The organism is Blautia difficilis (assembly GCF_014297245.1).
GTDB classification, from domain to species: Bacteria; Bacillota; Clostridia; order Lachnospirales; family Lachnospiraceae; genus Blautia_A; species Blautia_A difficilis.
This window is the reverse complement of record NZ_JACOQG010000010.1, coordinates 20,750-45,242: the sequence shown is the minus strand read 5'-3', so window position 1 is coordinate 45,242 and position 24,493 is coordinate 20,750. Positions and strand designations below refer to the sequence as shown.

Genomic DNA, 24,493 nt, shown 5'->3' with positions numbered 1-24,493 from the left:
AAAGGAGCTTGCGCAGGCAGGCTCCTTTGCGTTATTATAAAGAGCATGGTGATGTTAGGGTCCCAAGTTCAAAAGTCTTATCATGCAAGCATGAACGACTTTTGAATTTTTGACCCTGATATCATATGATAAAATACAGGAGAATATTCCATGAGTAAAGTTTTAATTATCGGTGGCGGCGCTGCCGGAATGATGGCAGGTGTTTTCGCGGCCCGTAACCATCATAAAGTTCATATATTAGAAAAAAACGAGAAACTGGGCAAGAAAATATTTATTACAGGAAAAGGCAGATGCAATGTGACAAATGCCTGCGACACAGAAGAACTCTTTCCTGCAATGATGAGCAATCCCAAGTTCCTCTACAGCAGCTTCTATTCATTTACTCCTCAGGATGTAATGGAGTTCTTTGAGGAAGCAGGAGTTCCTCTGAAAGTTGAAAGAGGAAACCGCGTTTTTCCACAGTCTGATCATTCTTCGGACATTATCCGTGCTCTGGAGCGGGAACTGAAGAAAGCAGGAGCAAAGATCCATCTTCGCACTTCCGTAAAAGAAATTGTTACAGAATCTGAAACAGATTCTGTAACAGGAGTGAACCTGACAGATGACACCTTTATGGAAGGTGATGCAGTCATTGTAGCTACAGGTGGATTCTCTTATCAGAGTACAGGCTCCACAGGTGATGGATACCGCTTCGCAAGGGAGCTTGGACTGAAAGTCACAGACATTGCCCCCTCCCTTGTTCCATTAAAGACAAAAGAAGACTATATCCCTAAACTTCAGGGACTTTCCCTTAAGAACACAGGACTTACCATAAAGAACGGCAAGAAAGTACTCTACGAGGATTTTGGAGAGATGATGTTCACCCATTTCGGAGTCACAGGTCCCATGATCCTTTCTGCCAGTGCCCATATTGGTGCAAAACTGGCAAAAGCACCAAATGGCGAACTGTCCGCATACCTGGATCTGAAGCCGGCACTTACCAGAGAACAGCTGGATGCCAGAATCCTGCGTGAATTTGAAGCAGGACCAAACAAACAGTTCAAGAACGTGATCGGCGTACTTTTTCCCTCATCTCTGACCCCGGTAATGCTGGAACTGGGCGGAATCCCGGCAGAGAAGAAAATCCACGATATCTCCAGGGAAGAACGCCAGTACTTTATTGATCTGATCAAAGCATTTCCGTTCACAATCACAGGGATGGGCGAGTTCAAGGAAGCCATTATCACCAGAGGCGGTGTCTCAGTCAAAGAGATCAACCCCGGAACAATGGAATCAAAGAAAATCTCAGGCCTTTACTTCGCAGGTGAAGTGCTGGACCTGGATGCAGTGACAGGCGGATACAATCTGCAGATTGCATGGTCTACCGCATATCTGGCGGCACAGGCCATACAGTAAGCTGCTTGACCGATTCATAAATATCAATCAATAATAAAACAGAGAAAATCTGTTCGAATAATAGAAACAGGAGGAACCGTGAAAATGGGATGTAATATAGCCATCGACGGACCTGCAGGAGCAGGTAAGAGTACCATTGCAAAGAAAGTAGCAAAGAAATTATCATTTATCTATGTGGATACAGGAGCCATGTACAGAGCAATGGCTTTATATCTTCTGAACCACGGAGTGAACGGAGATAGCCAGGAGGAGATTGAAACAGTATGTTCCGGCGCTGACGTTTCCATTGAATACAAGGACGGAGAGCAGATCGTACTTCTCAACGGAGAGAATGTGAATTCCATGCTCCGCACAGAGCAGGTGGGAAATATGGCATCCAAGAGCTCCGCAAACCCGAAGGTAAGAGAACATCTCCTGAAGCTTCAGAGAACTCTTGCTGAGAAAAATGACGTAGTTATGGATGGCAGAGATATCGGCACAACCATCCTTCCAAATGCAGAAGTAAAGATTTACCTTACAGCAAGCGCGGACACCAGAGCCAGGAGAAGAGCACTGGAATATGAGCAGAAAGGCGAACCCTTTGATCTGGACCAGATCCGCAAAGACATCATCGAGCGTGATGAACGTGATATGAACCGCGCAGTCTCCCCTCTGAAGCAGGCAGATGACGCAGTGCTCGTTGATTCCTCTGAGATGGGTATCGATGATGTTGTAGATGCTATTCTTGATGTGTATAATAAGAAGCTACAGAAATAACGGTCAGGCGGACAGATTATCTGTTTCAGACTACGCTATTTGCCCAGGATCAAATAACTGCCTGTAGTTCATCAGAGGAGCGGTTATTCGGTTAAATTCCGGAAGAATGGCAATGAATATAAATTAAGAGGATTAGTCATGAAAGTAAAAGTAGCAGAGACAGCAGGCTTCTGCTTCGGTGTCAAACGGGCAGTAGACAAAGTCTACGAACTGATCGACACAGAACAGAAACCTATTTTCACTCTGGGTCCGATCATCCACAATGAAGGCGTAGTAGCGGATCTGGAAGCCCGTGGCGTTCATGTTATCACAGAAGTAGACCTGGATTCCCCGGATAATACCCTGCAGAACGGAACTGTAGTCATCCGTTCCCACGGTGTAGGCAAACCTATTTACGATAAGCTGAAAGAAAAAAACATCTCTTACGTAGATGTGACCTGCCCCTTTGTCCTAAAGATCCACAGGATCGTGGAAAAAGAAAGCCTTGCAGGAAATCACATTATCATCATCGGCGATAAAGACCACCCCGAAGTACAGGGAATCTGCGGATGGTGTCAGGGACCATACACAGTCATCAAAAACCAGGAAGAAGCAGCGGCATTTGTACCTCCAAAAGGGAAAAAAATAAGTATTGTGTCCCAGACGACATTTAATTACAACAAATTTAAAGATTTAGTTGAAATTCTTTGCAAAAAGAGGTATGATAATAATGTTTTAAATATTCTCAATATTTTAAACACTATTTGTAATGCTACCGAAGAACGGCAGAGAGAAGCAAAAAACATAGCCGGAGAGGTAGACACTATGCTGGTCGTAGGCGGTCGGCACAGTTCCAATACTCAAAAGCTGTTTGAAATATGTAAAAAGGAATGTGGAAATACTTACTATATACAAACACCTGTAGACTTGGATTCTGAAATGTTCCAATGCAGTAGTTATGTAGGTATTACAGCAGGGGCTTCCACCCCAAACAAAATTATTGAGGAGGTTCAAGAACATGTCAGAATTAAGTTTTGAACAGATGCTGGAAGATTCCGTAAAAACTATCAGAAATGGAGAGATTGTACAGGGTACTGTCATCGATGTAAAAGAAGATGAGATTATTCTGAATATCGGTTATAAAGCAGACGGTATTATTACAAAGAACGAATACTCTAACGATGCAAGCCTTGTACTCACAGATGCTGTTCATGTTGGTGACACAATGGAAGCAAAAGTTCTCAAAGTAAATGATGGAGAAGGTCAGGTAACTCTTACTTATAAGAGACTGGCAGCAGAGAAAGGCAACAAACGTCTTGAAGAAGCATTTGAGAATCAGGAAGTATTAAAGGCTCCTGTAACTCAGGTACTTGACGGCGGACTTTGTGTAAACGTAGACGAAGCAAGAGTATTCATTCCTGCAAGTCTTGTTTCCGACACATACGAGAAAGACCTTTCCAAATATGCAGATCAGGAAATCGAATTCGTTATTACAGAATTCAATCCGAGAAGACGCCGCATCATCGGTAACCGTAAGCAGCTTCTTCTTGCTGAAAAAGCAGAAAAACAGAAAGAATTAATGGAAAAGATTCATGTTGGTGACACTGTAGAAGGTGTTGTTAAGAATGTTACAGATTTCGGTGCATTCGTTGACCTTGGCGGTGCAGACGGACTTCTTCACATTTCCGAAATGTCCTGGGGCAGAGTAGAGAATCCAAAGAAGGTATTCACTGTTGGCGAGAAGCTGAAAGTTCTGATCAAGGATATCAATGGAGATAAGATTGCACTTTCCCTGAAATTCCCTGAGGAGAATCCATGGCTTACAGCAGCTGAAAAATTTGCTGTAGGTAATGTGGTAACCGGTAAAGTTGCGCGTATGACAGATTTCGGAGCTTTTGTTGAGCTTGCACCTGGTGTAGATGCACTTCTTCACGTATCCCAGATCTCCAGAGAGCACGTTGCAAAACCTGCAGACGTACTTTCTATCGGACAGGAAATCGAAGCTAAGGTTGTTGACTTCAACGGCGAAGACAAGAAGATCAGCCTGAGCATGAAAGCTCTTGAAGCACCGGTTGAGGAAGCTACAGAAGAATAATTTCTTTATACAGAATTGTAGTGAAATTGAAAAACACCATCTTTGCATAATCAGATTTATGCCGAGATGGTGTTTTTGTTTTGGGAAAATTATTTTAATGTGTTCAGCAAATAGGGAAGTGCATGTTCCAGATATTGTTTCTGCTTCAACGGATCGCTTAGAAAAATATGGGAGCATGTAAACCAGGTATAGCAGGTATCTTTAGTAGCCGCTTTCCGGTGTTTCTTATCGATTCCGGATCCAAGGGCTTTGGGAATAACTGTGTCTTCCTCCGGAAGATAATAGTAGTCCTTTGGATTGGCGTAATATTGTTTCAGTTTACCGTCTGTTGTTTTGATAATAAATTTTATTGTTTCTTTTTCTCCTGTGAGATAAAACTGTTCATTTCCATTGGAGAATTTCTGCGGAAGTTTATAAGGAAGCGTTAATTCCAGAATCAGATTTTCATCATCCAGTTCCGCATATGTAACCTCATACTCAGAATCATAAATGCACAGATAACTGAGCATTTCAAAAATTCTTCCAAGTCCAAGCACATCTTCCAGGTTATGACCGAGTATTTCTTCTGCCATAATGACATCTCGTTTTTTCAGAAAATCTTTATAAAGCTGAATGCATTCTTTTCCATTGTTATAAATTCGATTTTTGATTCCGAGAAATTCTTCTAGGCATGGCTGTTTCAGAGCGGGCAGTTTCAGAAGTGCTTTCAAAGGCTTCAGAGTCAGATATAAATCTAGGGACATTTTATGATCAAAAGGAGAGGGCAGTCCGTATTTTTCGTATCTGGCTTCCAGATAGGGTTGGTCAAATCGCTCTCCGTTGTAAGAAATCAGCAAATCACTTTGTTGAAGAAATTGTGAAAAAATTCTCAGAATTGTTTCTTCTTCTTTGTCACTTTCGGCCATCCATTGGTGAAAATACCAAGTTTCATCTTCAATTCCAACAGCTCCGATCAGGTACAAAAACGTGGATTTTCGGGATAATCCGGTGGTTTCGATATCATAAAAAACCGGCGATAAATTGTATTTTTGAATGTATTTCCCAGTGAAAAAATTAACAGTCTCAAAGTCTGGAAACCCTTGTAAAATGGGCATTTTTTTAACAATCATGTTAAGAATTTTCCTTTCCTAAATTGTATTTAATTATACACAAGAAATTGGAAATTGGGTAGTGATTTTTTGAAAAAAATGGTTTATAGTATAAATATAATTAAAAAAATATATCAAAAAGGAAGAAAAAGCATGTGGGATTTAACTGTTTGCGGGATTGATTTTTATCATCTTATGAACTGGTTGATTATATACAGTTTTTTTGGCTGGGTATGGGAAACCTGTTATGTATCTGTTAAAAGCGGCAAATTTGTAAACCGTGGTTTTATCAATGGACCCTTATGTACCATATATGGATTTGGGGCGGTATCTGTGTATGTGATCCTGAGACCCTTTAGCGACAATCTTCTGTATCTGTATCTGGGAGGAGTCGTTGTGGCAACTGCGCTGGAGTATGTGACAGCCGTATTGATGGAGTCTATTTTTCATACATCCTGGTGGGATTACAGTGATAATAAATTTAATTTCCAGGGACGTATCTGTCTGGGAGCATCCCTTGGCTGGGGGGCATTTACAGTGATTCTGTTTAAGGTGTTGCATCCTCTTGTGGAATCCATTGTGATCCTGTATCCGGTTTACGTAGGTGAGATCGGCATATGTGTGATAGGAGTGGGATATGTTGTGGATTTTGCTTTCTCAGCAGCTGCGGCTTTCCGTATTCACGAGAAACTGCCTGTTATTGAGGCGGCTATGGAGCAGGCAAAGGGCGAAATGCTTGTGAAAATGCATGAGAAGATTGCCAGTGTTGGTTTTGCCAAAGAAGCTACGCTTGAGAGTGTAAAAGAACGCTTGGGAGATGTGGAAGTCCTTAAAGAAATGGAACAGAAACGTGCTGCAATTACAGCAGAGATCAGTGCAGAGCTTCAGAAGAGAAAAGAAGCTATGGCAGCAAAGGTCGGTCACAATATGCAGCGTTTCGTAAAATCATATCCAAATCTGAACCGCGGATACAAATTACATAATCTGAAGAACCTGAGAAACAAAAAAGAAAAATAAAGCGTTTTCGGATGCTTAATATAAAAAGGAGGGAATAAAATGGGAATTTTAACCTTTAAGGGTGGTGTTCATCCTTATGACGGAAAAGAATTATCCAAGAACAGTCCGGTAGTGAAATATCTGCCTAAGGGAGATATGGTATATCCTCTTTCACAGCATATCGGTGCGCCGGCCGCGCCTGTAGTTCAGAAAGGAGACCACGTGCTTGCAGGCCAGAAGATTGCAGATGCTACGGGCTTTGTGTCATCACCGATCCATGCATCTGTTTCCGGTACAGTTAAGGGAATGGAACCCAGACTGACAGCAACGGGTTCCATGGTCAATTCCATTATCATTGAAAATGACCAGCAGTATGAAAGTGTGGAATTTACTCCTGCACGACTGGAAGATCTTTCGAAGGAGGAAATTCTGGCGAGAATTAAAGAAGGTGGAGTTGTGGGAATGGGCGGTGCCGGATTCCCCACACAGGTAAAGCTTGCGCCAAAGGAACCGGAGAAGATCGATCATATTCTTGTAAACGGTGCCGAGTGTGAGCCTTATCTTACCAGCGACTACAGAAGAATGCTGGATGACTCTGAGAAGCTGATCGAAGGCTTAAGAGTTATGCTGAAGCTTTTTGACAATGCGAAGGGATACATCTGTATTGAGGATAACAAGCCTGACTGTATTGCCAAGCTGAAAGAAATGGTGAAAGATATTCCACGTATTGAAGTAGCAGAGCTGATGACCAAGTACCCACAGGGTGGTGAGCGTTTCCTGATCAAGGCTGTCACAGACAGAGAGATTAATTCTTCAATGCTTCCGGCAGATGCAGGATGCGTAGTTGATAACGTAGATACCGTAATCGCTGTTTATGAAGCCGTTATCCTTGGAAAACCTGTTATGGACCGTATCGTAACAGTAACAGGACAGGGGATTAAGAATCCCCAGAACTTTGATGTTCTTTCCGGAACAGATATGGCAGAACTGATTGAAGCTGCCGGTGGACTGACAGATAATGTATCCAAAGTAATCTCAGGTGGTCCTATGATGGGATTTGCCATGTATGACACTCATGTACCATGTATCAAGACCAGTTCCGCATGTCTCTGTCTGGAGAAGGATGATGTGGCAGATGCCCAACAGACTGCATGTATTAACTGCGGCAGATGTGTAGGAGTCTGTCCCGGCCATGTCATTCCTGCAAGACTTGCAACCTTTGCAGAGCATGGTGACATGGAAAGCTTCCAGAAATTTGATGGTATGGAATGCTGCGAATGTGGCTGCTGCAGTTATATCTGTCCAGCCAAGCGTCCGTTGACCCAGATGATCAAATCTATGCGTAAGATGGTTCTGGCAAGCCGTAAGAAAAAGTAAAAGGGGGACATCATAATGGATCAGATGTTACATGTATCATCCAATCCCCATGTCCGGGATAAGATGACAACAAGCAAAATCATGCAGCTTGTGGTACTGGCACTTCTGCCGACCACACTGTTTGGAATTTATAATTTTGGCCTTCGCGCCTTACTGGTAGTAGTGATCACCGTTGCTTCCAGTGTGTTCTTTGAGTGGATTTATGACAAGCTGATGCATAAGAAGAACACAATTACAGACTTCAGTGCAGTTGTTACAGGTTTGCTGCTTGCATTAAATATGCCTGCGTCAATTCCGCTCTGGATGCCTGTACTTGGCAGTGCATTTGCGATTATCGTTGTAAAACAGCTTTTCGGTGGTCTGGGACAGAACTTCATGAACCCGGCACTTGCAGGAAGATGTTTCCTGATGATCTCTTTCGCAGGAAAGATGACAGATTTCGCAGTAAGCGACAGCTTCAGAGGTGTAGTAGATACTGTATCCGGTGCAACTCCTCTGGCAGCTCTGAAACAGAATGGATTTACAGACAGTTCTGTATCTGTATTACATATGTTTATCGGTGATATCCAGGGAACCATCGGTGAGACTTCTGCCCTTGCAATCCTCATCGGAGCTGCAATCCTTCTGGTTTTCAAGGTGATCGATCTGAAGATCCCGCTTACCTATATTGGAAGTTTCGCAGTATTTGTAATCCTTTACATGCTTGGAACAGGCAAGGGATTCGACGTGAACTATCTGTTCAGCCACATCTTCGGCGGTGGTCTTATGCTTGGTGCATGGTTTATGGCTACAGACTATGTCACAACACCGATCACACCAAGAGGACAGTATGTATACGGTGTCTGTCTTGGTGTACTGACTGCGATCTTCCGTCTTTTCGGCGGTTCCGCAGAGGGCGTATCCTATGCGATTATTTTCTGCAACCTGTTAGTTCCGATGATTGAACGTGTGACTCGTCACCCGGCATTTGGGAAAGGGGGCAAAAAGGCATGAGTAACAGAATTATCAAAGATACCATAGCCATTACAGTGATCACACTTGTGGCAGGACTTGCCCTTGGTGTAGTCCAGGATATTACAGCAGATCCTATTGCAAAGCAGGAAGCTCAGGCGAAACAGGATGCGTATAAGGCAGTATTTGCAGATGCGGACAGCTTTGAGACCGTGGATGTGGATGCAGATGCCATGCAGTCTTATCTGGATGAAAATGGATATGCGGCACAGTCCATAGATGAAACTATGCTTGCCAAAGATGCTTCAGGCAATGAACTGGGATATGCATTTACAGTAACTACTTCTGAAGGTTACGGCGGAGATATCCAGTTTGCAATGGGTATCCAGGATGACGGTACCTTAAATGGAATTTCCATTCTTTCCATCGGTGAGACCGCAGGTCTTGGTATGAGAGCAAACACAGATGCATTTAAGGATCAGTTCAAAGATAAGAAAGTAGACAAATTTGAATATACAAAGACCGGTGCCACAGCGGATAACCAGATCGATGCGTTAAGTGGTGCCACTATTACAACGAATGCCATGACAAACGGTGTCAATGCCGGATTATGTGCATTCCAGTATGAGAAAGGGGGAAATCAGTGATGAAACCAAACACACCTGCTGAACGTTTATATAACGGAATCATCAAAGAAAATCCTACCTTTGTACTGATGCTTGGTATGTGTCCTACACTGGCTATCACCACATCTGCAACCAATGGTATCGGAATGGGACTTACTACTACAGTGATCCTTGCAGCATCCAACTTAATGATCTCTCTTCTGAGAAACTTTATCCCGGACAGAGTGCGTATGCCTGCATTTATCGTAGTTGTTGCTTCCTTTGTAACAGTTGTACAGCTTCTTTTACAGGGATTTATCCCAAGTCTGTATGACTCTCTTGGAATCTATATTCCTCTGATCGTAGTTAACTGTATCATTCTTGGACGTGCAGAGGCTTATGCATCCAAGAATAAACCCATTGCCTCTCTGTTTGACGGTATTGGTATGGGCCTTGGATTTACCTTAAGTATCACCTGTATCGGTGCAGTACGTGAGCTGATCGGTGCAGGTTCCCTGTTCGGACATCAGATTCTTCCTCTGGCAGATGCTGCAGCAGGTAAGGCCGGTTATGAACCGATCACAATCTTTATCCTGGCACCTGGAGCATTCTTTGTTCTGGCAGCACTTTCTGCATTGCAGAACAAATTTAAAATCGGTGCAGCCAAACGTGGCATTGATCCCAGCAATCCTGATTGCGGTGGAAGCTGTGCAGCCTGCGGCAATACCATGTGTAAGGGAAAAAGGGGGTAATGGATTATGAAAGAACTTTTGATCATACTTGTAAGCTCAGCAATTGTAAATAACGTAGTCCTCAGCCAGTTCCTTGGCCTTTGTCCTTTCCTTGGCGTTTCCAAGAGTGTAGAGACAGCAGCCGGCATGGGCGGCGCGATCATTTTCGTTATTACACTGTCATCTTTTGTGACAGGTATTATTTACAATGCTATCCTGGTTCCTACAAACCTGACTTATCTGCAGACGATCGTATTCATCCTGCTGATCGCGGCACTGGTACAGTTTGTAGAGATGTTCCTTAAGAAGGCAATGCCTTCCCTGTATCAGGCACTTGGCGTGTATCTTCCTCTGATCACAACAAACTGTGCAGTTCTTGGTGTTGCCCTTACAAACGTGCAGAAAGAGTATAATGTTCTTCAGGGAACAGTGAACGGATTTGCAACAGCAGTGGGCTTTACGATTTCTATTGTGCTGATGGCTGGTATCCGTGAGAAAATCGCATACAATGACATTCCAAAATCCTTCCAGGGATTCCCTACAGTTCTGCTGACAGCCGGACTGATGGCAATTGCCTTCTTCGGATTTTCAGGACTGATTTAAGGAGGGAAATGTTATGAATATAGGAGCAATTATAGCGGCAACCGTACTGGTTGCGGCAGTAGGTCTTTTTATTGGTATTTTCCTCGGGGTGGCTGGTAACAAATTTGCTGTGGAAGTAGATGAGAAGGAAGTTGCAGTCCGCGAAGCGCTTCCCGGTAATAACTGCGGCGGCTGTGGTTATCCTGGTTGTGATGGTCTGGCAGCAGCAATTGCCAAAGGTGAGGCACCTGTAAACGGATGTCCGGTAGGCGGTGAGCCTGTGGGGAAAGTGATCGCAGGGATCATGGGACAGGAAGTTGTGGAGACTGCCCGCCAGGTGGCCTATGTGAAGTGTGCAGGTACCTGTGAGAAAACAAAAGACAACTATGAATATACAGGTGTGGAAGACTGCGAGATGATGGCTTTCATTCCCGGTGGTGGTGCCAAGTCCTGTACTTATGGATGCCTTGGCTTTGGAAGCTGCGTAAAAGCCTGTCCCTTCGGTGCCATTGAGGTGGTGAATGGTGTGGCTGTGGTGGATAAAGAGGCATGTAAGGCCTGTGGCAAATGTGTTGCCAAGTGTCCGAAGCATCTGATCGAGCTTGTGCCCTATGACCAGACTACATTCGTACAGTGCAGCTCTCATGCAAAAGGCAAGGCAGTTACATCTGCCTGTGAAGTTGGATGTATTGGATGTAAGAAATGTGAGAAGACCTGTCCCAATGGGGCAATTACAGTGGATAATTTCTGCGCACATATTGACTACAGCAAGTGCACAAATTGCGGGGCATGTAAAGAAGCCTGCCCAAGACACATTATTCAGTAAGTTTAAAGGAGCCATTGTCCGAAAGGGGCAGGGCTCCTTTTTTGCGGAATCCTGACTTTACGGGAATGAGGTTTTATGCTATGATAAAGCACAGAAAAAGGAAGGGCGTGATACAGAATGAAAAGTATTGTAATCGGAGTTGCCGGAGGATCCGGTTCAGGAAAATCTACCTTTACCAACAGGATCAAGAAATATTTTGGGGACGATGTGGTGGTGCTTTATCATGACAATTATTACCGCAGTCAGGATGGGATTCCTTTTGAACAGAGGGTGACAGTGAATTATGACCATCCGGATGCCCTGGAAACAGATCTGATGGTAGAGCATCTGAAAAAGCTGAAAGCAGGAGAATCTATTGAATGCCCGGTATATGATTTTACAAGGCACACTCGTTCTTCCCAGGTATTAAGGATCGATCCCAAACCTGTGATCCTGGTAGAGGGAATCCTTTTGCTGGCGGATCCAAGAGTGAGAGAGCTTTTGGACATTAAGGTTTATGTGGAGGCAGATGCAGATGAGCGTATTCTCAGAAGGATTTCCAGAGATGTGGAAGAGCGGGGAAGAGATATGAAGGGAATTATTAATCAGTATCTTACCACAGTGAAGCCAATGCATTATCTTTATGTGGAACCTACCCGTGCCAAAGCGGATGTGGTGATCAACAGTGGCAAGAATGATATAGCTTTTGATCTGTTTGTATCCAAGAGCAGCCAGATTCTGGGGAAAATGAAACAGGAGGGTCTATCATGATTGCATTTGTCCATGGAATTGCCGCAGATATGACGGAAAATTCAGTGATCGTTGAAACCGGCGGTATTGGATACGAAATCTATATGACTGGTGAAAGTCTTTCCCAGCTTACTATGGGAGAGAAAGTAAAGATCCATACATATTTTCAGGTCAGAGAGGATGCCATGCAGTTGTATGGATTTCTCAAAAAAGATGACCTGCAGATGTTTAAGCTTCTGCTGGGAGTAAATGGAGTTGGACCAAAGGCTGCTATGGGAGTTTTATCTGGGATTACCGCGGATGAACTTCGCTTTGCAGTTCTTTCAGATGATGTGAAAACCCTGTCAAAGGCTCCGGGGATCGGTAAGAAAACGGCTCAGAAGTTGATTCTTGAATTAAAGGATAAATTAAAGCTTGAAGATGCGTTTGAGTTAAAGCTTGCCCATGAGCAGGAGAAAGCAGAAGCTTCCGGTGATGTTTCAGATGGAAGACAGGAGGCTGTAGCGGCCCTGGTTGCTCTGGGATACAGCAGCACAGATGCACTCCGGGCAGTGCGTAAGGTGACAGAGGTGTCTCCGGATGATGTGGAGGGATTGCTGAAGGCCGCTTTGAAAAATATGCTTTAAAAATAAAACAGAGGTTTCGTGAATGGAGAAGCGAGTAATTACAACAGACGTTATAGAGGAGGATTTTGCCCTTGAGGGAAATCTGAGACCTCAGACGCTGGATGAATATATTGGTCAGGAGAAGACCAAAAATACATTGAAAATTTATATTGAAGCAGCAAAACAGAGGCATGATGCACTGGATCATGTGCTTTTTTATGGCCCTCCGGGACTTGGAAAGACTACATTATCCGGAATTATTGCCAATGAAATGGGTGTGCATATGAAGGTAACCTCCGGTCCGGCTATTGAGAAGCCGGGAGAGATGGCTGCGATCCTGAATAATCTGCAGGAGGGAGATATTCTCTTTGTAGATGAGATCCACCGCCTAAATCGTCAGGTGGAGGAGGTGCTGTACCCGGCTATGGAGGATTTTGCCATTGATATTATGATCGGAAAAGGTGCCTCAGCCAGGTCTATCCGCCTGGATCTGCCGAAGTTTACCCTTGTAGGAGCGACTACCAGAGCCGGACTTTTGTCAGCTCCTCTCAGAGATCGTTTTGGAGTGATGCATCATCTGGAATTCTATAATCAGAAGGAACTACAGACGATCATTATCCGTTCTGCCCAGGTGTTGGGAGTAGAGATTGATGCCAGGGGAGCGGCGGAGATCGCCAAGCGCTCCAGGGGAACTCCCAGACTTGCCAATCGTCTGTTAAAAAGGGTCAGGGATTTTGCGCAGGTGAAATATGATGGCAGGATCACTTATGATGTGGCATGCTTTGCCCTGGATCTGCTGGAAGTGGATCAGTATGGGCTGGACAAGATAGACCGCAGGATCCTGCAGACTCTTATTGTAAATTTTCAGGGAGGACCGGTGGGCCTGGAAACACTGGCAGCAGCCATTGGGGAGGATTCCGGAACTCTGGAGGATGTGTATGAACCCTATCTGCTGCAGAACGGATTTCTCAATCGTACTCCCAGGGGAAGAATGGCCTCCGGGCTGGCTTATGAGCACCTGGGATATGCTGTTCCGGATAAGGAATAAGGAATTCTCGGGGCTTCGTAAAACTTTTTTAAAAATTTCTATACATTTGAGCTGCTTTCGAGTATAATAAATTTGATATCGGCTTGTATGTCGGTTATGAGCAAGTAGCGAAGCGGATTGCGAATATCCGCTTGACATGACGAAAGATAGTGCTGCTGCGTCAGTGAAACGGCAGTGATTAAGATACAGGAGGCTATAGGATGGCAGTCAAAAATACAGCAAAGGTAATCATAGGGGGTAAGATTATTACGCTGGGAGGTTACGAATCGGAAGAATATTTCCAGAAGGTAGCATCCTATATTAATAAAAAAATCGATGAATTAAGTGCTCTTCCGGGCTACGGCAGACAGCCTATGGAGACAAAGCATACTCTCATCAGCCTGAATATTACAGATGATTATTTTAAGGCAAAAAAGCAGGCAGAGATTTTTGAACAGGATCTTCAGCAGAAGGACCAGGAGATGTATGATCTGAAGCATGAGCTCATTGCTCTGCGTATGCAGATCGAAGAGGCACAGAAGGCAGAGAAGGAAGCGTTGGAGCAGAAAAGTCTTCTGGAAGGCAAGAATAAAGAACTGGAAAAACAGATCGATGAGCTGCTGAAATAGCAGACTGGAAATAATAAAGGGGGGATTGCTTCGGTGATTTCCCCTTTATGCATAAAAATCTGTGGATCCTGACAGCTTATAAATAAAGAGAGGAATTAATTTGAAAAGAGAAGAGATAGAACTTCTGGCACCTGCCGGTTCCTACGAAGGCTTTGAAGCAGCACTGGGGGCAGGGGCAGATGCGGTATATGTAGGCGGCGCAGCCTTTGGAGCCAGAGCCTATGCAAAGAATTTTAGTGAGGAAGAACTGCTCAGAGCCATTGATACCGCGCATATCCATGGCAAAAAATTATATCTGACAGTGAATACGCTTTTAAAAAACAGAGAGCTTACAGATCAGCTGTATGACTATCTTCTGCCCTATTACAGGGAGGGACTGGACGCAGTGATCGTACAGGATATGGGAGTTTTTGCAGCTGTCCGCAAAATGTTTCCGGGGCTTCCTCTTCATGCCAGCACCCAGATGACAGTAACTGGCCCGGAAGGGATGAAATTTCTGGAGGAACAGGGCGCATCCAGGGTAGTAACTGCCAGGGAGTTATCTTTGGAGGAAATCCGCAGGATGCACAGGACAAGCCCTATTGAAATAGAAGCTTTTATTCATGGGGCATTGTGTTACAGTTATTCTGGACAGTGTCTTATGAGCAGCGTGCTTGGCGGCAGAAGCGGCAACAGGGGAAAGTGTGCCCAGCCATGCAGACTGCCTTATGAGGTGTTATTGCCGGATGAGAAGGGAATCCGCCGGAAAACAAAAAACAAAGGGGAACTTTGTCCTCTCAGTCTTAAGGATATTTCCACTATTGAAATTCTGCCGGAAATCCTGGAGGCAGGAGTAACTTCTCTGAAAATCGAGGGAAGAATGAAGCAGCCTGGATATACGGCCGGAGTGACAAAGGTATACCGGAAATACCTGGATCTGCTTTTTGAAAAGGGACCGGATAATTATAAGGTGGAAGAGAAGGACAGGCAGTATCTTCTGGACCTGTTTAACCGTGGAGGTTCCTGCACAGGATATTATCAGATGCAGAATGGTCCTGATATGATGGCTTTTACCAATGAGAAGAAAACCGGAAATGTAACCTGCGCTCCTGTGCAGAAAAAAGAAAAAATCAGGGGCAGTCTGATCCTTTATCCCGGAAGCGCTGCCATCCTGGATGTATCCTTGGGGGATGCCCATGGGACAGCGGCCCTGGGAGAGGTACAGTATGCACAGAATCAGCCTCTTACCAGAGAACGTGTGGGGATACAGATGGAGAAACTGGGAAATACTCCCTATGAGTGGGAAAGCCTGGAGATCCAGATGGATGACAGTGTTTTTGTACCAATGAAGCTTTTGAACGAGCTGCGCAGACAGGCCCTGGCTGCACTGGAGGAGGAAATTCTGCAGAAATACAGAAGACAGGAACCAGCTTCTGTTTCCCTTGCTCCCTCGTCAGCAAAGAAATCTGTACGGAAAAACATTCCAATCTATGTTTCCTGTGAAGACATTGAGACAGCTCTTGCGTTATATAAAAGAGAGGGGATCAGAGGAATGTATCTTCCATTCTCTGCTATGAAGCAGTGCCTGAAGGCTGGCACAGACAGAGGACTGGAAATGTATCTGGCTTTGCCCCATATCATACGGGGAGAACTTCCGGAGGGATATCTGCAGCAGGCCAGAGAATGGCTGAATCAGGGAATGACAGGATTTCTGGTGCGGAATCTGGAGGCCTTTGCCATATTGCAGAAGGAAGGACTGGCTGAAAACTGTGTTCTGGATCACAGCATGTATACCTGGAACAATGAGGCAGTTGCTTTCTGGGAGGGGCAGAAGGTTCTCAGGGATACCATTCCCCTGGAGTTAAATGAAGGGGAACTCCGGCACAGAGATAACAGCCACAGTGAGATGCTGGTATATGGATATCTGCCTTTGATGATGTCTGCCCAATGTGTCCGCAAAAATGTTTACAGATGTGATCATAATGAGGGAAGGGTAGAGTTAAAGGACAGATATGATAAGAAATTCACTGCAGCCTGTTTCTGTGATCCATGGAAAATGGAAAATACAGGGGATAAGACACCTTGCTATAATATCATTTACAATAGTATTCCTTATGGACTTCTGAGAGAAAGAGAACAGGTAAGGAAGCTTGGACCGGCAGCACTGCGCCTTTCTTTTACCATTGAAGATCAGAATGAGGCAGTGCGGATTCTGGATGAATTTGTGAATGTTTATCAGAATGAGGCAGATCCCCCTCAGAGAGAGTATACAAAGGGACATTTTAAAAGAGGAGCCGAGTAATGCATGGTTAATGTGATTGTGGAATTATCCAAATATGTGATCCTTACTTTGATGGTGGTCTACACCTTTCACTGTTTCTATATGGTGAAGCAGCAAAGTGAGGAGGAGAGAAATGAGTCATTACGTCAGCAGCTGATGCTCATCTTCTTTATGGATTTTACGGCATTTCTGGTTATTTATCTGAAAACCGGAAAATTTCAGGTTGTAACCTTTTATGCAGAGATGATGGCATTTTTTGCCGGAATCCAGATCCTGTACAGACTGCTGTACAAAAAGGCATCCATTTTGCTGCTGAATAATATGTGTATGCTGTTAAGTGTGGGATTTATCATATTGTGCAGACTGGATGTGGCTACGGCCACCCGGCAGCTGATTATCGTTACGGCGGTGAATTTAGTTGCCCTTGCAGTTCCTGTACTGATCCGTAAGATGAAATTTCTGAAAGACCTTACCTGGCTGTATGCAGGTGTGGGAATTCTTTTGCTGGGAGCAGTTTTGGTGCTGGCTCGGACCAGTTATGGAGCCAAGCTGTCGCTGATGGGAATTCAGCCTTCAGAGGCCATCAAGATCACTTTTGTGTTTTTTATGGCTGCTTTGCTTCGCAGAGGGGCGGATTTCAGAACAGTAGTCCAGGCTACGATCGTGGCAGGACTTCATGTAGGAATTCTGGTGCTTTCCCGTGACCTGGGAAGTGCAGTGATCTTTTTTACGGCATATCTGGTAATGGTTTATGTAGCTACCAAAAATGTGGGTTATCTGGCCCTGGGGCTTGGCGGAGGTGCGGCAGGGTCTGTAATTGCCTATCATCTGTTTGGTCATGTACGCCAGAGAGTGAGTGCATGGAAGGATCCCATGGCAGTTTACCAGAATGAGGGATACCAGATCGTGCAGTCCTTGTTTGCAATTGGTACAGGAGGCTGGTTCGGAATGGGACTGTGCCAGGGATCCCCGGAGAAGATCCCTGTAGTTAAGAATGACTTTATTTTCAGTGCGATCTGTGAGGAACTGGGAGGGATCTTTGGAATCTGTCTGATCCTGGTGTGCATGAGTTTCTTCCTGATGATCGTAAATATTGCATTGAAGATCAAGAAGCCTTTTTATAAGCTGATCGCCCTGGGCCTTGGCACTGAGTATGCATTTCAGGTGTTTCTGACCATTGGCGGTGCCACTAAGTTTATTCCTATGACAGGTGTGACCCTTCCGTTGGTAAGCTATGGAGGAAGTTCTGTGGCAAGTACAGTATTAATGCTGGCAATTATTCAGGGACTTTATATTTTGAGAGAAGACGAGGACGAAGAGATTGAGAGACAACGAAGAAAGGAAGCGGCGCAGAGAGCTGGAAAAACAGCAGAAGCGCAAGGCTCAGGAAATTTCTAAAAAAAGAAGATCCCGCAACAGGGAATATACTTTTGTATCCTGCTTTTTTGTGCTGATTTTTGTCAGTCTGATCGGTTATCTGGTTTATTTTGACAAGGTGAAAAGCGAGGATTTTATCAATAGCCCCTATAACACCAGACAGGATACTTTTTCAGACCGTGTTGTCAGAGGCAAGATTGAATCATCAGACGGAGAGGTGCTGGCTCAGACCAATGTATATGAAGATGGCACAGAGGAGCGTACTTATCCTTATGCAAATATATTTTCCCATGTGGTAGGCTATGATTCCAATGGAAAAAGCGGATTGGAATCCGAGGCGAATTTTCTGCTTCTGACTTCCCATGAGTTTTTCCTGAATCAGATGAAAAATGAGTTTAAAAGTCAGAAAAATATGGGAGATACGGTAGTCTCTACTTTGAATGCAGATCTGCAGACAACAGCATATCAGGCGCTGGGGGACAGAAGAGGGGCAGTGGTTGCCATAGAGCCTTCCACAGGTAAGATATTGGTAGAGGTGAGCAAACCGGATTTTGATCCCAGCACGATCGCCCAGAACTGGGAAGCTCTTGTGAACGATCAGAATGACAGCAGTCTTTTGAATCGTGCCACAAACGGAGCCTATCCTCCGGGTTCTGTCTTTAAGATCGTCACTGCCCTGGACTATTTCCGGACCAGGGGTACACTGGAGGATTTTTCCTATCTCTGTGAGGGAGGCATTACCAAGGAAGGACATACGATCAGGTGTTATGGCGGGGAAGTACATGGCCAGGAAGATTTTTACAGTGCCTTTGCCCATTCCTGCAACAGTGCTTTTGCAGAAATAGGAACCATGCTGGGGGGCAGTTCACTGAGGTCAACTGCAGAGGATCTTTTATTTAACAAAGGTCTTCCTCTTACTTCCTATAGAAAGAGTACTTTTAGCCTGAATGGGAAATCCTCTGTTGCTGAGGTGATGCAGACAGCCATCGGACAGGGAAATACTCTGGTTTCCCCTATGCATATGGCATTGCTGACAAGTGCCATTGCCAATGGAGGGGAACTGATGAAGCCATATCTCATTGATTCTGTGAAAAACAGTGACGGTGAAACAATAAAGACTACAGAACCGGAAAAATATAAAAGACTTATGAGTGTAAACGAAGCCAATCTTATGGGAAAGCTGATGAAGAAGGTAGTAGAGGAAGGAACTGCTTCTGCCCTGAATGGAAGGGGTTATACAGCGGCAGGTAAGACGGGCTCGGCGGAATTTGATGAAAACGGATCTAGTCATTCCTGGTTTGTGGGTTATTCCAATGTAGATGATCCGGATCTGGTAGTTGCCATTATTGTTGAAAACGGAGGAACCGGCAGTGAGGCTGCAGTGCCTATTGCAGGCCAGCTTTTTGATGCATATTACTATGATCAGAACAATGGATAGCAGTGTGTGAACCATAAGGGACAGTAACACAGAAATAAATTTATTCTGCACTGTTTTTAACAGTTGCGGCATTCTCAAAAAAGGGGTATACTATAACCAGTTTTTAATACCACGCAAAACAGGAGGGATTGCATTATGATAGAAGCAACGAGCTGTGGCGGTGTGGTAATTCATCGGGGTAAGATTCTTACATTGTATAAATCTTACAGGAACCGTTATGAGGGCTGGGTATTGCCGAAAGGAACAGTAGAAGCAGGGGAGACACATGAGCAGACAGCGCTGAGGGAAGTGCTGGAGGAAGCCGGAGTGCGGGCGTCTATTGTAAAATATATCGGAAAGAGCCAATATAACTTTACCGTTCCGGAGGACGTAGTTACAAAGGAGGTACACTGGTACCTGATGACTGCGGATAATTATCATAGTAAGCCCCAGAGAGAGGAATTTTTTGTGGATTCCGGATATTATAAGTACCATGAGATTTATCATCTGCTGCGCTTTTCCAATGAAAAGCAGATTGTGGAGAAGGCCTATCAGGAATATCTGGACATGAGGAGCAATGGGCTCTGGGGAAAACAGCATAAGTATTATTAACGGAAACCGGGCTGCGTTTTTTACACAGCCCTGTTTAAAATTATGAAAAAGGGGAATGCTGAAAAAGAGAGAGGCAGGTATAGAATGCTGAAATGGAAGAAGGACTATCTTACAGGAGAGGGCATTGATGATCCTGAGAAAATAAAAAATAAACTGGATGCCGGAAAATATGTATATGGAATTTATCTTCTTACTTTGTCTGACAATCCATCTAATCTGTTTGAGATCATTCCGGCAGCCATGCTTCTCCAGAAAAGCTATTACAGAATCTGTCCGGAGATCATTGGCATGGCAAAAGGGAAGGACGAGGCTTTGGAAATGGTTCGCAGTCTGGTACAGGAGACTTATGTGCAGAGGTGAGTAGATGTTACATATTTTATGGCTGATATTAAAGTTTATACTGATCCTGCTGGGAATTGTGCTGGGACTGCTTCTGCTGGCAATTCTGCTGATTCTTTTTTGTCCGGTCAGGTACAAGGCATCCGGGACCAAGGAGCAGGATGACTGGAAAAAGATAAGAGGAGAGGGACAGATCAGCTGGCTGTTTCATGGAGTTGTGCTGAGGGCTGTCTGGGCAGAGGGAAATCTGCAGACCTCATTCCGGTTGTTTGGAATTCCTGTGGACAAAATTTTGAACAGGCGAAAAAAAACCAAAGAGCATTCCTTGGATCCCTCAGAGAGTGAGGAGAATCAAAGGGAAGTAATAGAACCGGAGAAAATCCCGGAGAGACCGGTGAATGCCGGATCAGAGGAAATTCCGGAAAAGCCGGTGAATGCAGAATCTGAGAAAATGATCAGCAGTCCGGTGGATAGCCAGCCACAGGATGCACCGGAAAAATCTCAACAAAAGACAGACTCAGATAAAAAAGAAAAGAAGGTAAACCCTGTCAGGAAACTGCTGTCAGGAATACAGAGCAAGAGAAAGAGAATATGGGACAGAATACATCATATCCGGACTGCGCTGTGCAGAGTGGGAGAGCAGATAACCTGGTGGAGAGATTTTCTGGAACACCCAAGGGTGCAGGCAGGGATTTCTCTTGTATGGACACATGCAAAATTTCTGATTCGCCATGTGATGCCAACCAAGATGGATGGAGAGATTACTTTTTCCACAGAGGATCTCTCTATAACAGGAGCTATCCTTGCAGTGCTTGGAATGACCATTCCTTTCCATAAAAACTGTGTCGAGGTCAGACCCCTGTTTAGCGGAGAAAATTACTGTCAGGGAAATGTGAGAATAAAAGGCAGGATATACGGAATTGTATTTGTACGGGCAGCGGTTAGTATTTATTTCAATAAAAATATAAAATATGTCATAAGACGATGGAAAACCAGGAGGGCATAAGAATGGCAAACGAGAATAATTTCAAAGAAACTGTAAACTCATTGTTCAAAGGTATGGACAGCTTTATTGCTGCAAAAACTGTGGTAGGGGAACCGATTCACATTGGTGATACCATTATTCTTCCGTTGGTTGATGTGGCTTTTGGCGTAGGTGCCGGTGCTTTTTCCGGTGACAAGAAGGACAATGGCGGCGGCGGAATGACCGGTAAGATGACTCCCTGTGCAGTTCTGGTCATTCAGAATGGTACTACCAAGCTGGTAAATGTAAAAAATCAGGATGGACTTACCAAGATTCTGGATATGGTTCCTGATTTTGTAGATCGTTTTGCATCAGGAAAAGGGGAAGAAGCATAAACTATACCAAACCAATGAAAAGGCAGAGAAAAAGTGGAAAAGCTGATTGGCTTTATGTTGTTTTTTATTGGGTTGGGGATGGTGATAGGATTTCTTATTGCTGAGAATGTGATTCTGGTAGTTACAGCCGGAGCTTTTCTGCTCCTGGGATATCATCTGTTCTGCCACTGAGTCAGTAAAAATGCAGGAAACTGCAGAAGAATCAAAGGACTATAGAGACTATAGAAGGCTGCGGAATCTGCAGCCTTCTTTTTAATCAAATCAAACACATAAAAAGACAAAAAAATACCCCTGTCAGAACAGGGGTACAGGTGTTATTTATGCTCTTTCTACTTTACCGGATCTTAAGCAAGAAGTACATACATATGTCTTTCTAGCTCCGCCTTCAGCAGTTTTGATTTTAACGGATTTGACGTTAGATTTCCACATTTTATTGGATCTTCTATGTGAATGACTTACATTGTTTCCGAAATGAGCAGCTTTCTCACAGATTGCACATTTAGCCATGATAGCACCTCCTTGACGCTTTTTTTCAACAGTCTACATTGTAACAGATGAATGACTCTTTTGCAAGCAAAAAAAAGAAAATTCTAAAAATTCTTTTATATGAAAGGGGAGAAGACGAAATTTAACATTGTGCAATCACTAAAAAAAGGTTATAATACATTTATCTAACAATATAGAGCATTGGAGGTAACCATATGAATGGACGTATAGATTCCGGATTGGGTCAGATCATAATTGACACAGATGTAATTGCAACCTATGCTGGAAGTGTGGCAGTAGAGTGTTTTGGTATTGTGGGCATGGCAGCAGTCAGCGTAAAGGACGGACTGGTAAAGCTCTTAGGCAGAAAAAGCCTGAAACATGGTATCAGTGTTAAGATTACAGAGGACAATAAAATCCGCCTGAATTTCCATGTAATTGTAGCATATGGAGTAAATATAAGTACAATTGCAGACAATCTTGTCAGCAATGTAAAATATAAAGTCGAGGCCTTTACAGGAATGGAGATCGAAAAAATCGACATTTTTGTAGAAGGTGTACGGGCAATTGATTAGGATAGAGGAGGAACTTGTGGTGAATAACAAAACCATAGATGCCAGAGTACTTTCCAGAATGTTTCTTGCAGGAGCCAAGAATCTGGAAGCGAAGAAAGAATGGATTAATGAACTGAATGTGTTTCCGGTACCGGACGGAGATACAGGAACAAATATGACGATGACAATTATGGCAGCTGCAGCAGAGGTAGGCTCCCTGGGTGAGACAGATATGGAAACTCTTGCAAAAGCCATTTCTTCCGGTTCCCTTAGAGGAGCGCGCGGAAATTCCGGTGTAATTCTTTCACAGCTTCTCCGTGGCTTCACCAAAAGTGTACGGAAAAGTGAAAATCTGGATGCGGCAGCCATTGCAGCAGCTATGGAGAAAGGCGTGGAAACTGCCTACAAAGCAGTAATGAAGCCGAAAGAGGGAACGATCCTTACAGTGGCAAAGGAAGCTGCAGCCAAGGCTGTGGAGCTTGCTGAGACTGCAGAGGATCTGGATACTTTTTTCCAGGCAGTGATCGCTCATGCAGAGGAGACTCTTGCCAGAACACCGGAGATGCTTCCGGTTCTCAAAGAAGCAGGAGTTGTTGACTCAGGCGGACAGGGACTGGTAGAAGTTTTCCACGGAGCTTATGATGGTTATCTGGGCAAAGAAGTGGATTATACACAGTTCAGCGGTTCCAAAGGTCCTGCAGTGACCAAAATCGATGCACAGACAGAGAAGGATATTAAATTCGGTTATTGCACAGAGTTCATTATTCTTCTGGATAAGCCAATGCCTGAGGAGACAGAGCATGAATTCAAGAAATTCCTCATGTCTATCGGTGACTCTATTGTTCTGGTGGCAGATGATGAGATTGTAAAGGTACATGTACACACCAATCATCCGGGACTTGCCTTTGAGAAGGCTCTTACTTTCGGAGCATTGTCCCGTATGAAGATTGATAATATGCGTGAGGAGCATCAGGAGAAGCTGATCAAAGATGCACAGAAGCTGGCCAGAGAACAGGAGAAGCAGGAGGAGGCAGCAATTGCAGCTCAGCCGCCTAAGGAGGTAGGTTTTATCTCTGTATCTGTAGGAAAGGGAATGACTGAAATCTTCAAGGAACTGGGAGTGGATTACCTGATTGAGGGTGGACAGACCATGAACCCAAGTACAGAGGATATGTTAAATGCCATTGCAAAAGTAAATGCAAAGACCATCTACATCTTCCCAAACAATAAAAATATTATTCTTGCAGCCAACCAGGCCCGTGACCTGACAGAAGACAAGGAAATCGTGGTAGTACCTACCAAGACCATTCCTCAGGGAATCACGGCAATGATCAGTTATGTGCCGGAGAAAAACAGCGCTGAAAATACTGAAAATATGCTCCAGGCGATCTCCCAGGTAAAAACCGGACAGATCACCTATGCTGTCAGGGATACACGTATTGATGACAAGGAAATCCACGAAGGCGATATTATGGGAATCGGCGATTCCGGAATCCTTGCAGTTGGCAAGGACAGACTGGAGGTAACGAAGGAAACTATCGCAGCTATGATGGACGATGACTCAGAAGTAGTCAGCATCTACTACGGTGCGGATACTGACCAGGCTGAGGCAGAAGCACTTGCATCCACAGTAGAAGAGCTTTATCCTGACTGTGACGTAGAAGTAAATGCAGGGGGCCAGCCTATTTATTACTACGTGATTTCGGTAGAATAAACAG

Annotated in this window: 26 protein-coding genes; 24 read left to right on the top strand and 2 right to left on the bottom strand. The window is 44.3% G+C overall.

Translation table 11 applies throughout. From position 1 onward, the window contains the following. Positions 1–150: 150 nt before the first annotated feature. The 4 genes from H8Z82_RS08075 to rpsA all read left to right on the top strand — a co-directional run bounded on the left by H8Z82_RS08075 (position 151) and on the right by rpsA (position 4,225). Entirely contained in the window at positions 151–1,395 is a 1,245-nt protein-coding gene (locus tag H8Z82_RS08075; RefSeq protein WP_186994838.1) for a BaiN/RdsA family NAD(P)/FAD-dependent oxidoreductase, read from the top strand. 84 nt (positions 1,396–1,479) lie between these two features. Continuing rightward, complete coding sequence (gene cmk / locus H8Z82_RS08070; protein WP_186994837.1) at positions 1,480–2,151, top strand: (d)CMP kinase; 672 nt, start codon at positions 1,480–1,482, stop codon at positions 2,149–2,151. Between the two features lie 138 nt (positions 2,152–2,289). Further along, positions 2,290–3,168, top strand: coding sequence for a 4-hydroxy-3-methylbut-2-enyl diphosphate reductase (gene ispH, locus H8Z82_RS08065; protein WP_186994836.1), 879 nt, complete (start codon positions 2,290–2,292; stop codon positions 3,166–3,168). Beyond that, positions 3,149–4,225: a 30S ribosomal protein S1 gene (gene rpsA / locus H8Z82_RS08060; RefSeq protein WP_186994835.1), complete on the top strand. Its 1,077-nt coding sequence runs from the start codon at positions 3,149–3,151 to the stop codon at positions 4,223–4,225. Before ispH ends, rpsA begins: the two co-directional genes overlap by 20 nt. Positions 4,226–4,314: 89 nt before the next feature. Here the strand turns inward: rpsA and H8Z82_RS08055 are convergent, their stop codons facing one another. Further along, on the bottom strand, positions 4,315–5,319 hold the full coding sequence (locus tag H8Z82_RS08055) for a ribonuclease H-like domain-containing protein (RefSeq protein ID WP_243176424.1): 1,005 nt from the start codon (positions 5,317–5,319) through the stop codon (positions 4,315–4,317). Between the two features lie 147 nt (positions 5,320–5,466). Between H8Z82_RS08055 and H8Z82_RS08050 the strand changes: the two genes are divergently transcribed. From H8Z82_RS08050 to H8Z82_RS07965, 18 genes are all read left to right on the top strand, one after another. Further along, positions 5,467–6,330: a putative ABC transporter permease gene (locus H8Z82_RS08050; protein WP_186994833.1), complete on the top strand. Its 864-nt coding sequence runs from the start codon at positions 5,467–5,469 to the stop codon at positions 6,328–6,330. Positions 6,331–6,369: 39 nt separating this feature from the next. Further along, a complete protein-coding gene (gene rsxC, locus H8Z82_RS08045; RefSeq protein WP_186994832.1) occupies positions 6,370–7,686 on the top strand; it encodes an electron transport complex subunit RsxC in 1,317 nt (438 codons plus the stop codon). A 15-nt stretch (positions 7,687–7,701) separates the two neighbouring features. Beyond that, complete coding sequence (locus H8Z82_RS08040; protein WP_173742548.1) at positions 7,702–8,679, top strand: RnfABCDGE type electron transport complex subunit D; 978 nt, start codon at positions 7,702–7,704, stop codon at positions 8,677–8,679. Next, positions 8,676–9,284: an RnfABCDGE type electron transport complex subunit G gene (locus tag H8Z82_RS08035; RefSeq protein WP_019161482.1), complete on the top strand. Its 609-nt coding sequence runs from the start codon at positions 8,676–8,678 to the stop codon at positions 9,282–9,284. Before H8Z82_RS08040 ends, H8Z82_RS08035 begins: the two co-directional genes overlap by 4 nt. Next, entirely contained in the window at positions 9,284–9,994 is a 711-nt protein-coding gene (gene rsxE, locus H8Z82_RS08030) for an electron transport complex subunit RsxE (protein WP_019161483.1), read from the top strand. The genes H8Z82_RS08035 and rsxE overlap by 1 nt, the downstream gene beginning before the upstream one ends. 6 nt (positions 9,995–10,000) lie before the next feature. Continuing rightward, positions 10,001–10,576, top strand: coding sequence for an electron transport complex protein RnfA (locus H8Z82_RS08025; RefSeq protein ID WP_019161484.1), 576 nt, complete (start codon positions 10,001–10,003; stop codon positions 10,574–10,576). Positions 10,577–10,589: 13 nt separating this feature from the next. Next, complete coding sequence (locus tag H8Z82_RS08020) at positions 10,590–11,381, top strand: RnfABCDGE type electron transport complex subunit B (protein WP_186994831.1); 792 nt, start codon at positions 10,590–10,592, stop codon at positions 11,379–11,381. Positions 11,382–11,498: 117 nt separating this feature from the next. After that, positions 11,499–12,131, top strand: coding sequence for a uridine kinase (gene udk, locus H8Z82_RS08015; protein ID WP_186994830.1), 633 nt, complete (start codon positions 11,499–11,501; stop codon positions 12,129–12,131). Then, positions 12,128–12,736: a Holliday junction branch migration protein RuvA gene (gene ruvA / locus H8Z82_RS08010; RefSeq protein WP_186994829.1), complete on the top strand. Its 609-nt coding sequence runs from the start codon at positions 12,128–12,130 to the stop codon at positions 12,734–12,736. The genes udk and ruvA overlap by 4 nt, the downstream gene beginning before the upstream one ends. A gap of 22 nt (positions 12,737–12,758) precedes the next feature. Beyond that, the gene (ruvB, locus tag H8Z82_RS08005; protein ID WP_019161488.1) at positions 12,759–13,763 is read left to right on the top strand and encodes a Holliday junction branch migration DNA helicase RuvB; all 1,005 of its coding nucleotides are present in this window, start codon (positions 12,759–12,761) and stop codon (positions 13,761–13,763) included. Between the two features lie 200 nt (positions 13,764–13,963). Beyond that, complete coding sequence (locus tag H8Z82_RS08000; protein ID WP_019161489.1) at positions 13,964–14,371, top strand: cell division protein ZapA; 408 nt, start codon at positions 13,964–13,966, stop codon at positions 14,369–14,371. Positions 14,372–14,471: 100 nt separating this feature from the next. Further along, positions 14,472–16,652, top strand: a complete 2,181-nt coding sequence (locus tag H8Z82_RS07995) for a peptidase U32 family protein (protein ID WP_186994828.1) — start codon at positions 14,472–14,474, stop codon at positions 16,650–16,652. 3 nt (positions 16,653–16,655) lie between these two features. Then, the gene (locus H8Z82_RS07990) at positions 16,656–18,029 is read left to right on the top strand and encodes an FtsW/RodA/SpoVE family cell cycle protein (RefSeq protein ID WP_186994827.1); all 1,374 of its coding nucleotides are present in this window, start codon (positions 16,656–16,658) and stop codon (positions 18,027–18,029) included. Next, on the top strand, positions 17,953–19,446 hold the full coding sequence (locus tag H8Z82_RS07985) for a peptidoglycan D,D-transpeptidase FtsI family protein (protein ID WP_019161491.1): 1,494 nt from the start codon (positions 17,953–17,955) through the stop codon (positions 19,444–19,446). The genes H8Z82_RS07990 and H8Z82_RS07985 overlap by 77 nt, the downstream gene beginning before the upstream one ends. A 135-nt stretch (positions 19,447–19,581) precedes the next feature. Further along, the gene (locus H8Z82_RS07980) at positions 19,582–20,037 is read left to right on the top strand and encodes an NUDIX hydrolase (RefSeq protein ID WP_019161492.1); all 456 of its coding nucleotides are present in this window, start codon (positions 19,582–19,584) and stop codon (positions 20,035–20,037) included. An 84-nt stretch (positions 20,038–20,121) separates the two neighbouring features. Beyond that, a complete protein-coding gene (locus tag H8Z82_RS07975) occupies positions 20,122–20,397 on the top strand; it encodes a hypothetical protein (protein ID WP_019161493.1) in 276 nt (91 codons plus the stop codon). A gap of 4 nt (positions 20,398–20,401) precedes the next feature. Continuing rightward, complete coding sequence (locus H8Z82_RS07970) at positions 20,402–21,382, top strand: hypothetical protein (RefSeq protein ID WP_186994826.1); 981 nt, start codon at positions 20,402–20,404, stop codon at positions 21,380–21,382. A gap of 2 nt (positions 21,383–21,384) precedes the next feature. Continuing rightward, positions 21,385–21,735: a GerW family sporulation protein gene (locus tag H8Z82_RS07965; RefSeq protein WP_019161494.1), complete on the top strand. Its 351-nt coding sequence runs from the start codon at positions 21,385–21,387 to the stop codon at positions 21,733–21,735. A gap of 318 nt (positions 21,736–22,053) precedes the next feature. Here H8Z82_RS07965 and rpmB read toward each other — a convergent pair whose 3' ends face one another. Continuing rightward, the gene (rpmB, locus tag H8Z82_RS07955; RefSeq protein ID WP_019161496.1) at positions 22,054–22,242 is read right to left on the bottom strand and encodes a 50S ribosomal protein L28; all 189 of its coding nucleotides are present in this window, start codon (positions 22,240–22,242) and stop codon (positions 22,054–22,056) included. Positions 22,243–22,436: 194 nt separating this feature from the next. On the opposite strand from rpmB, the gene H8Z82_RS07950 reads away from it, so the two are divergent. Together H8Z82_RS07950 and H8Z82_RS07945 are read left to right on the top strand one after the other, a co-directional pair. Then, on the top strand, positions 22,437–22,796 hold the full coding sequence (locus H8Z82_RS07950; RefSeq protein ID WP_019161497.1) for an Asp23/Gls24 family envelope stress response protein: 360 nt from the start codon (positions 22,437–22,439) through the stop codon (positions 22,794–22,796). A 19-nt stretch (positions 22,797–22,815) separates the two neighbouring features. Then, positions 22,816–24,489, top strand: coding sequence for a DAK2 domain-containing protein (locus tag H8Z82_RS07945; protein WP_186994868.1), 1,674 nt, complete (start codon positions 22,816–22,818; stop codon positions 24,487–24,489). The last annotated feature ends 4 nt before the right edge of the window (positions 24,490–24,493 follow it).

Bases quoted from the DNA above. Each gene is read 5' to 3' on its own strand.
- H8Z82_RS08075 (WP_186994838.1), top strand. From the start codon at position 151: ATGAGTAAAGTTTTAATTATCGGTGGCGGCGCTGCCGGAATGATGGCA.
- cmk (WP_186994837.1), top strand. From the start codon at position 1,480: ATGGGATGTAATATAGCCATCGACGGACCTGCAGGAGCAGGTAAGAGT.
- ispH (WP_186994836.1), top strand. From the start codon at position 2,290: ATGAAAGTAAAAGTAGCAGAGACAGCAGGCTTCTGCTTCGGTGTCAAA.
- rpsA (WP_186994835.1), top strand. From the start codon at position 3,149: ATGTCAGAATTAAGTTTTGAACAGATGCTGGAAGATTCCGTAAAAACT.
- H8Z82_RS08055 (WP_243176424.1), bottom strand. From the start codon at position 5,319: ATGCCCATTTTACAAGGGTTTCCAGACTTTGAGACTGTTAATTTTTTC.
- H8Z82_RS08050 (WP_186994833.1), top strand. From the start codon at position 5,467: ATGTGGGATTTAACTGTTTGCGGGATTGATTTTTATCATCTTATGAAC.
- rsxC (WP_186994832.1), top strand. From the start codon at position 6,370: ATGGGAATTTTAACCTTTAAGGGTGGTGTTCATCCTTATGACGGAAAA.
- H8Z82_RS08040 (WP_173742548.1), top strand. From the start codon at position 7,702: ATGGATCAGATGTTACATGTATCATCCAATCCCCATGTCCGGGATAAG.
- H8Z82_RS08035 (WP_019161482.1), top strand. From the start codon at position 8,676: ATGAGTAACAGAATTATCAAAGATACCATAGCCATTACAGTGATCACA.
- rsxE (WP_019161483.1), top strand. From the start codon at position 9,284: ATGAAACCAAACACACCTGCTGAACGTTTATATAACGGAATCATCAAA.
- H8Z82_RS08025 (WP_019161484.1), top strand. From the start codon at position 10,001: ATGAAAGAACTTTTGATCATACTTGTAAGCTCAGCAATTGTAAATAAC.
- H8Z82_RS08020 (WP_186994831.1), top strand. From the start codon at position 10,590: ATGAATATAGGAGCAATTATAGCGGCAACCGTACTGGTTGCGGCAGTA.
- udk (WP_186994830.1), top strand. From the start codon at position 11,499: ATGAAAAGTATTGTAATCGGAGTTGCCGGAGGATCCGGTTCAGGAAAA.
- ruvA (WP_186994829.1), top strand. From the start codon at position 12,128: ATGATTGCATTTGTCCATGGAATTGCCGCAGATATGACGGAAAATTCA.
- ruvB (WP_019161488.1), top strand. From the start codon at position 12,759: ATGGAGAAGCGAGTAATTACAACAGACGTTATAGAGGAGGATTTTGCC.
- H8Z82_RS08000 (WP_019161489.1), top strand. From the start codon at position 13,964: ATGGCAGTCAAAAATACAGCAAAGGTAATCATAGGGGGTAAGATTATT.
- H8Z82_RS07990 (WP_186994827.1), top strand. From the start codon at position 16,656: ATGGTTAATGTGATTGTGGAATTATCCAAATATGTGATCCTTACTTTG.
- H8Z82_RS07980 (WP_019161492.1), top strand. From the start codon at position 19,582: ATGATAGAAGCAACGAGCTGTGGCGGTGTGGTAATTCATCGGGGTAAG.
- H8Z82_RS07975 (WP_019161493.1), top strand. From the start codon at position 20,122: ATGCTGAAATGGAAGAAGGACTATCTTACAGGAGAGGGCATTGATGAT.
- H8Z82_RS07970 (WP_186994826.1), top strand. From the start codon at position 20,402: ATGTTACATATTTTATGGCTGATATTAAAGTTTATACTGATCCTGCTG.
- H8Z82_RS07965 (WP_019161494.1), top strand. From the start codon at position 21,385: ATGGCAAACGAGAATAATTTCAAAGAAACTGTAAACTCATTGTTCAAA.
- rpmB (WP_019161496.1), bottom strand. From the start codon at position 22,242: ATGGCTAAATGTGCAATCTGTGAGAAAGCTGCTCATTTCGGAAACAAT.
- H8Z82_RS07950 (WP_019161497.1), top strand. From the start codon at position 22,437: ATGAATGGACGTATAGATTCCGGATTGGGTCAGATCATAATTGACACA.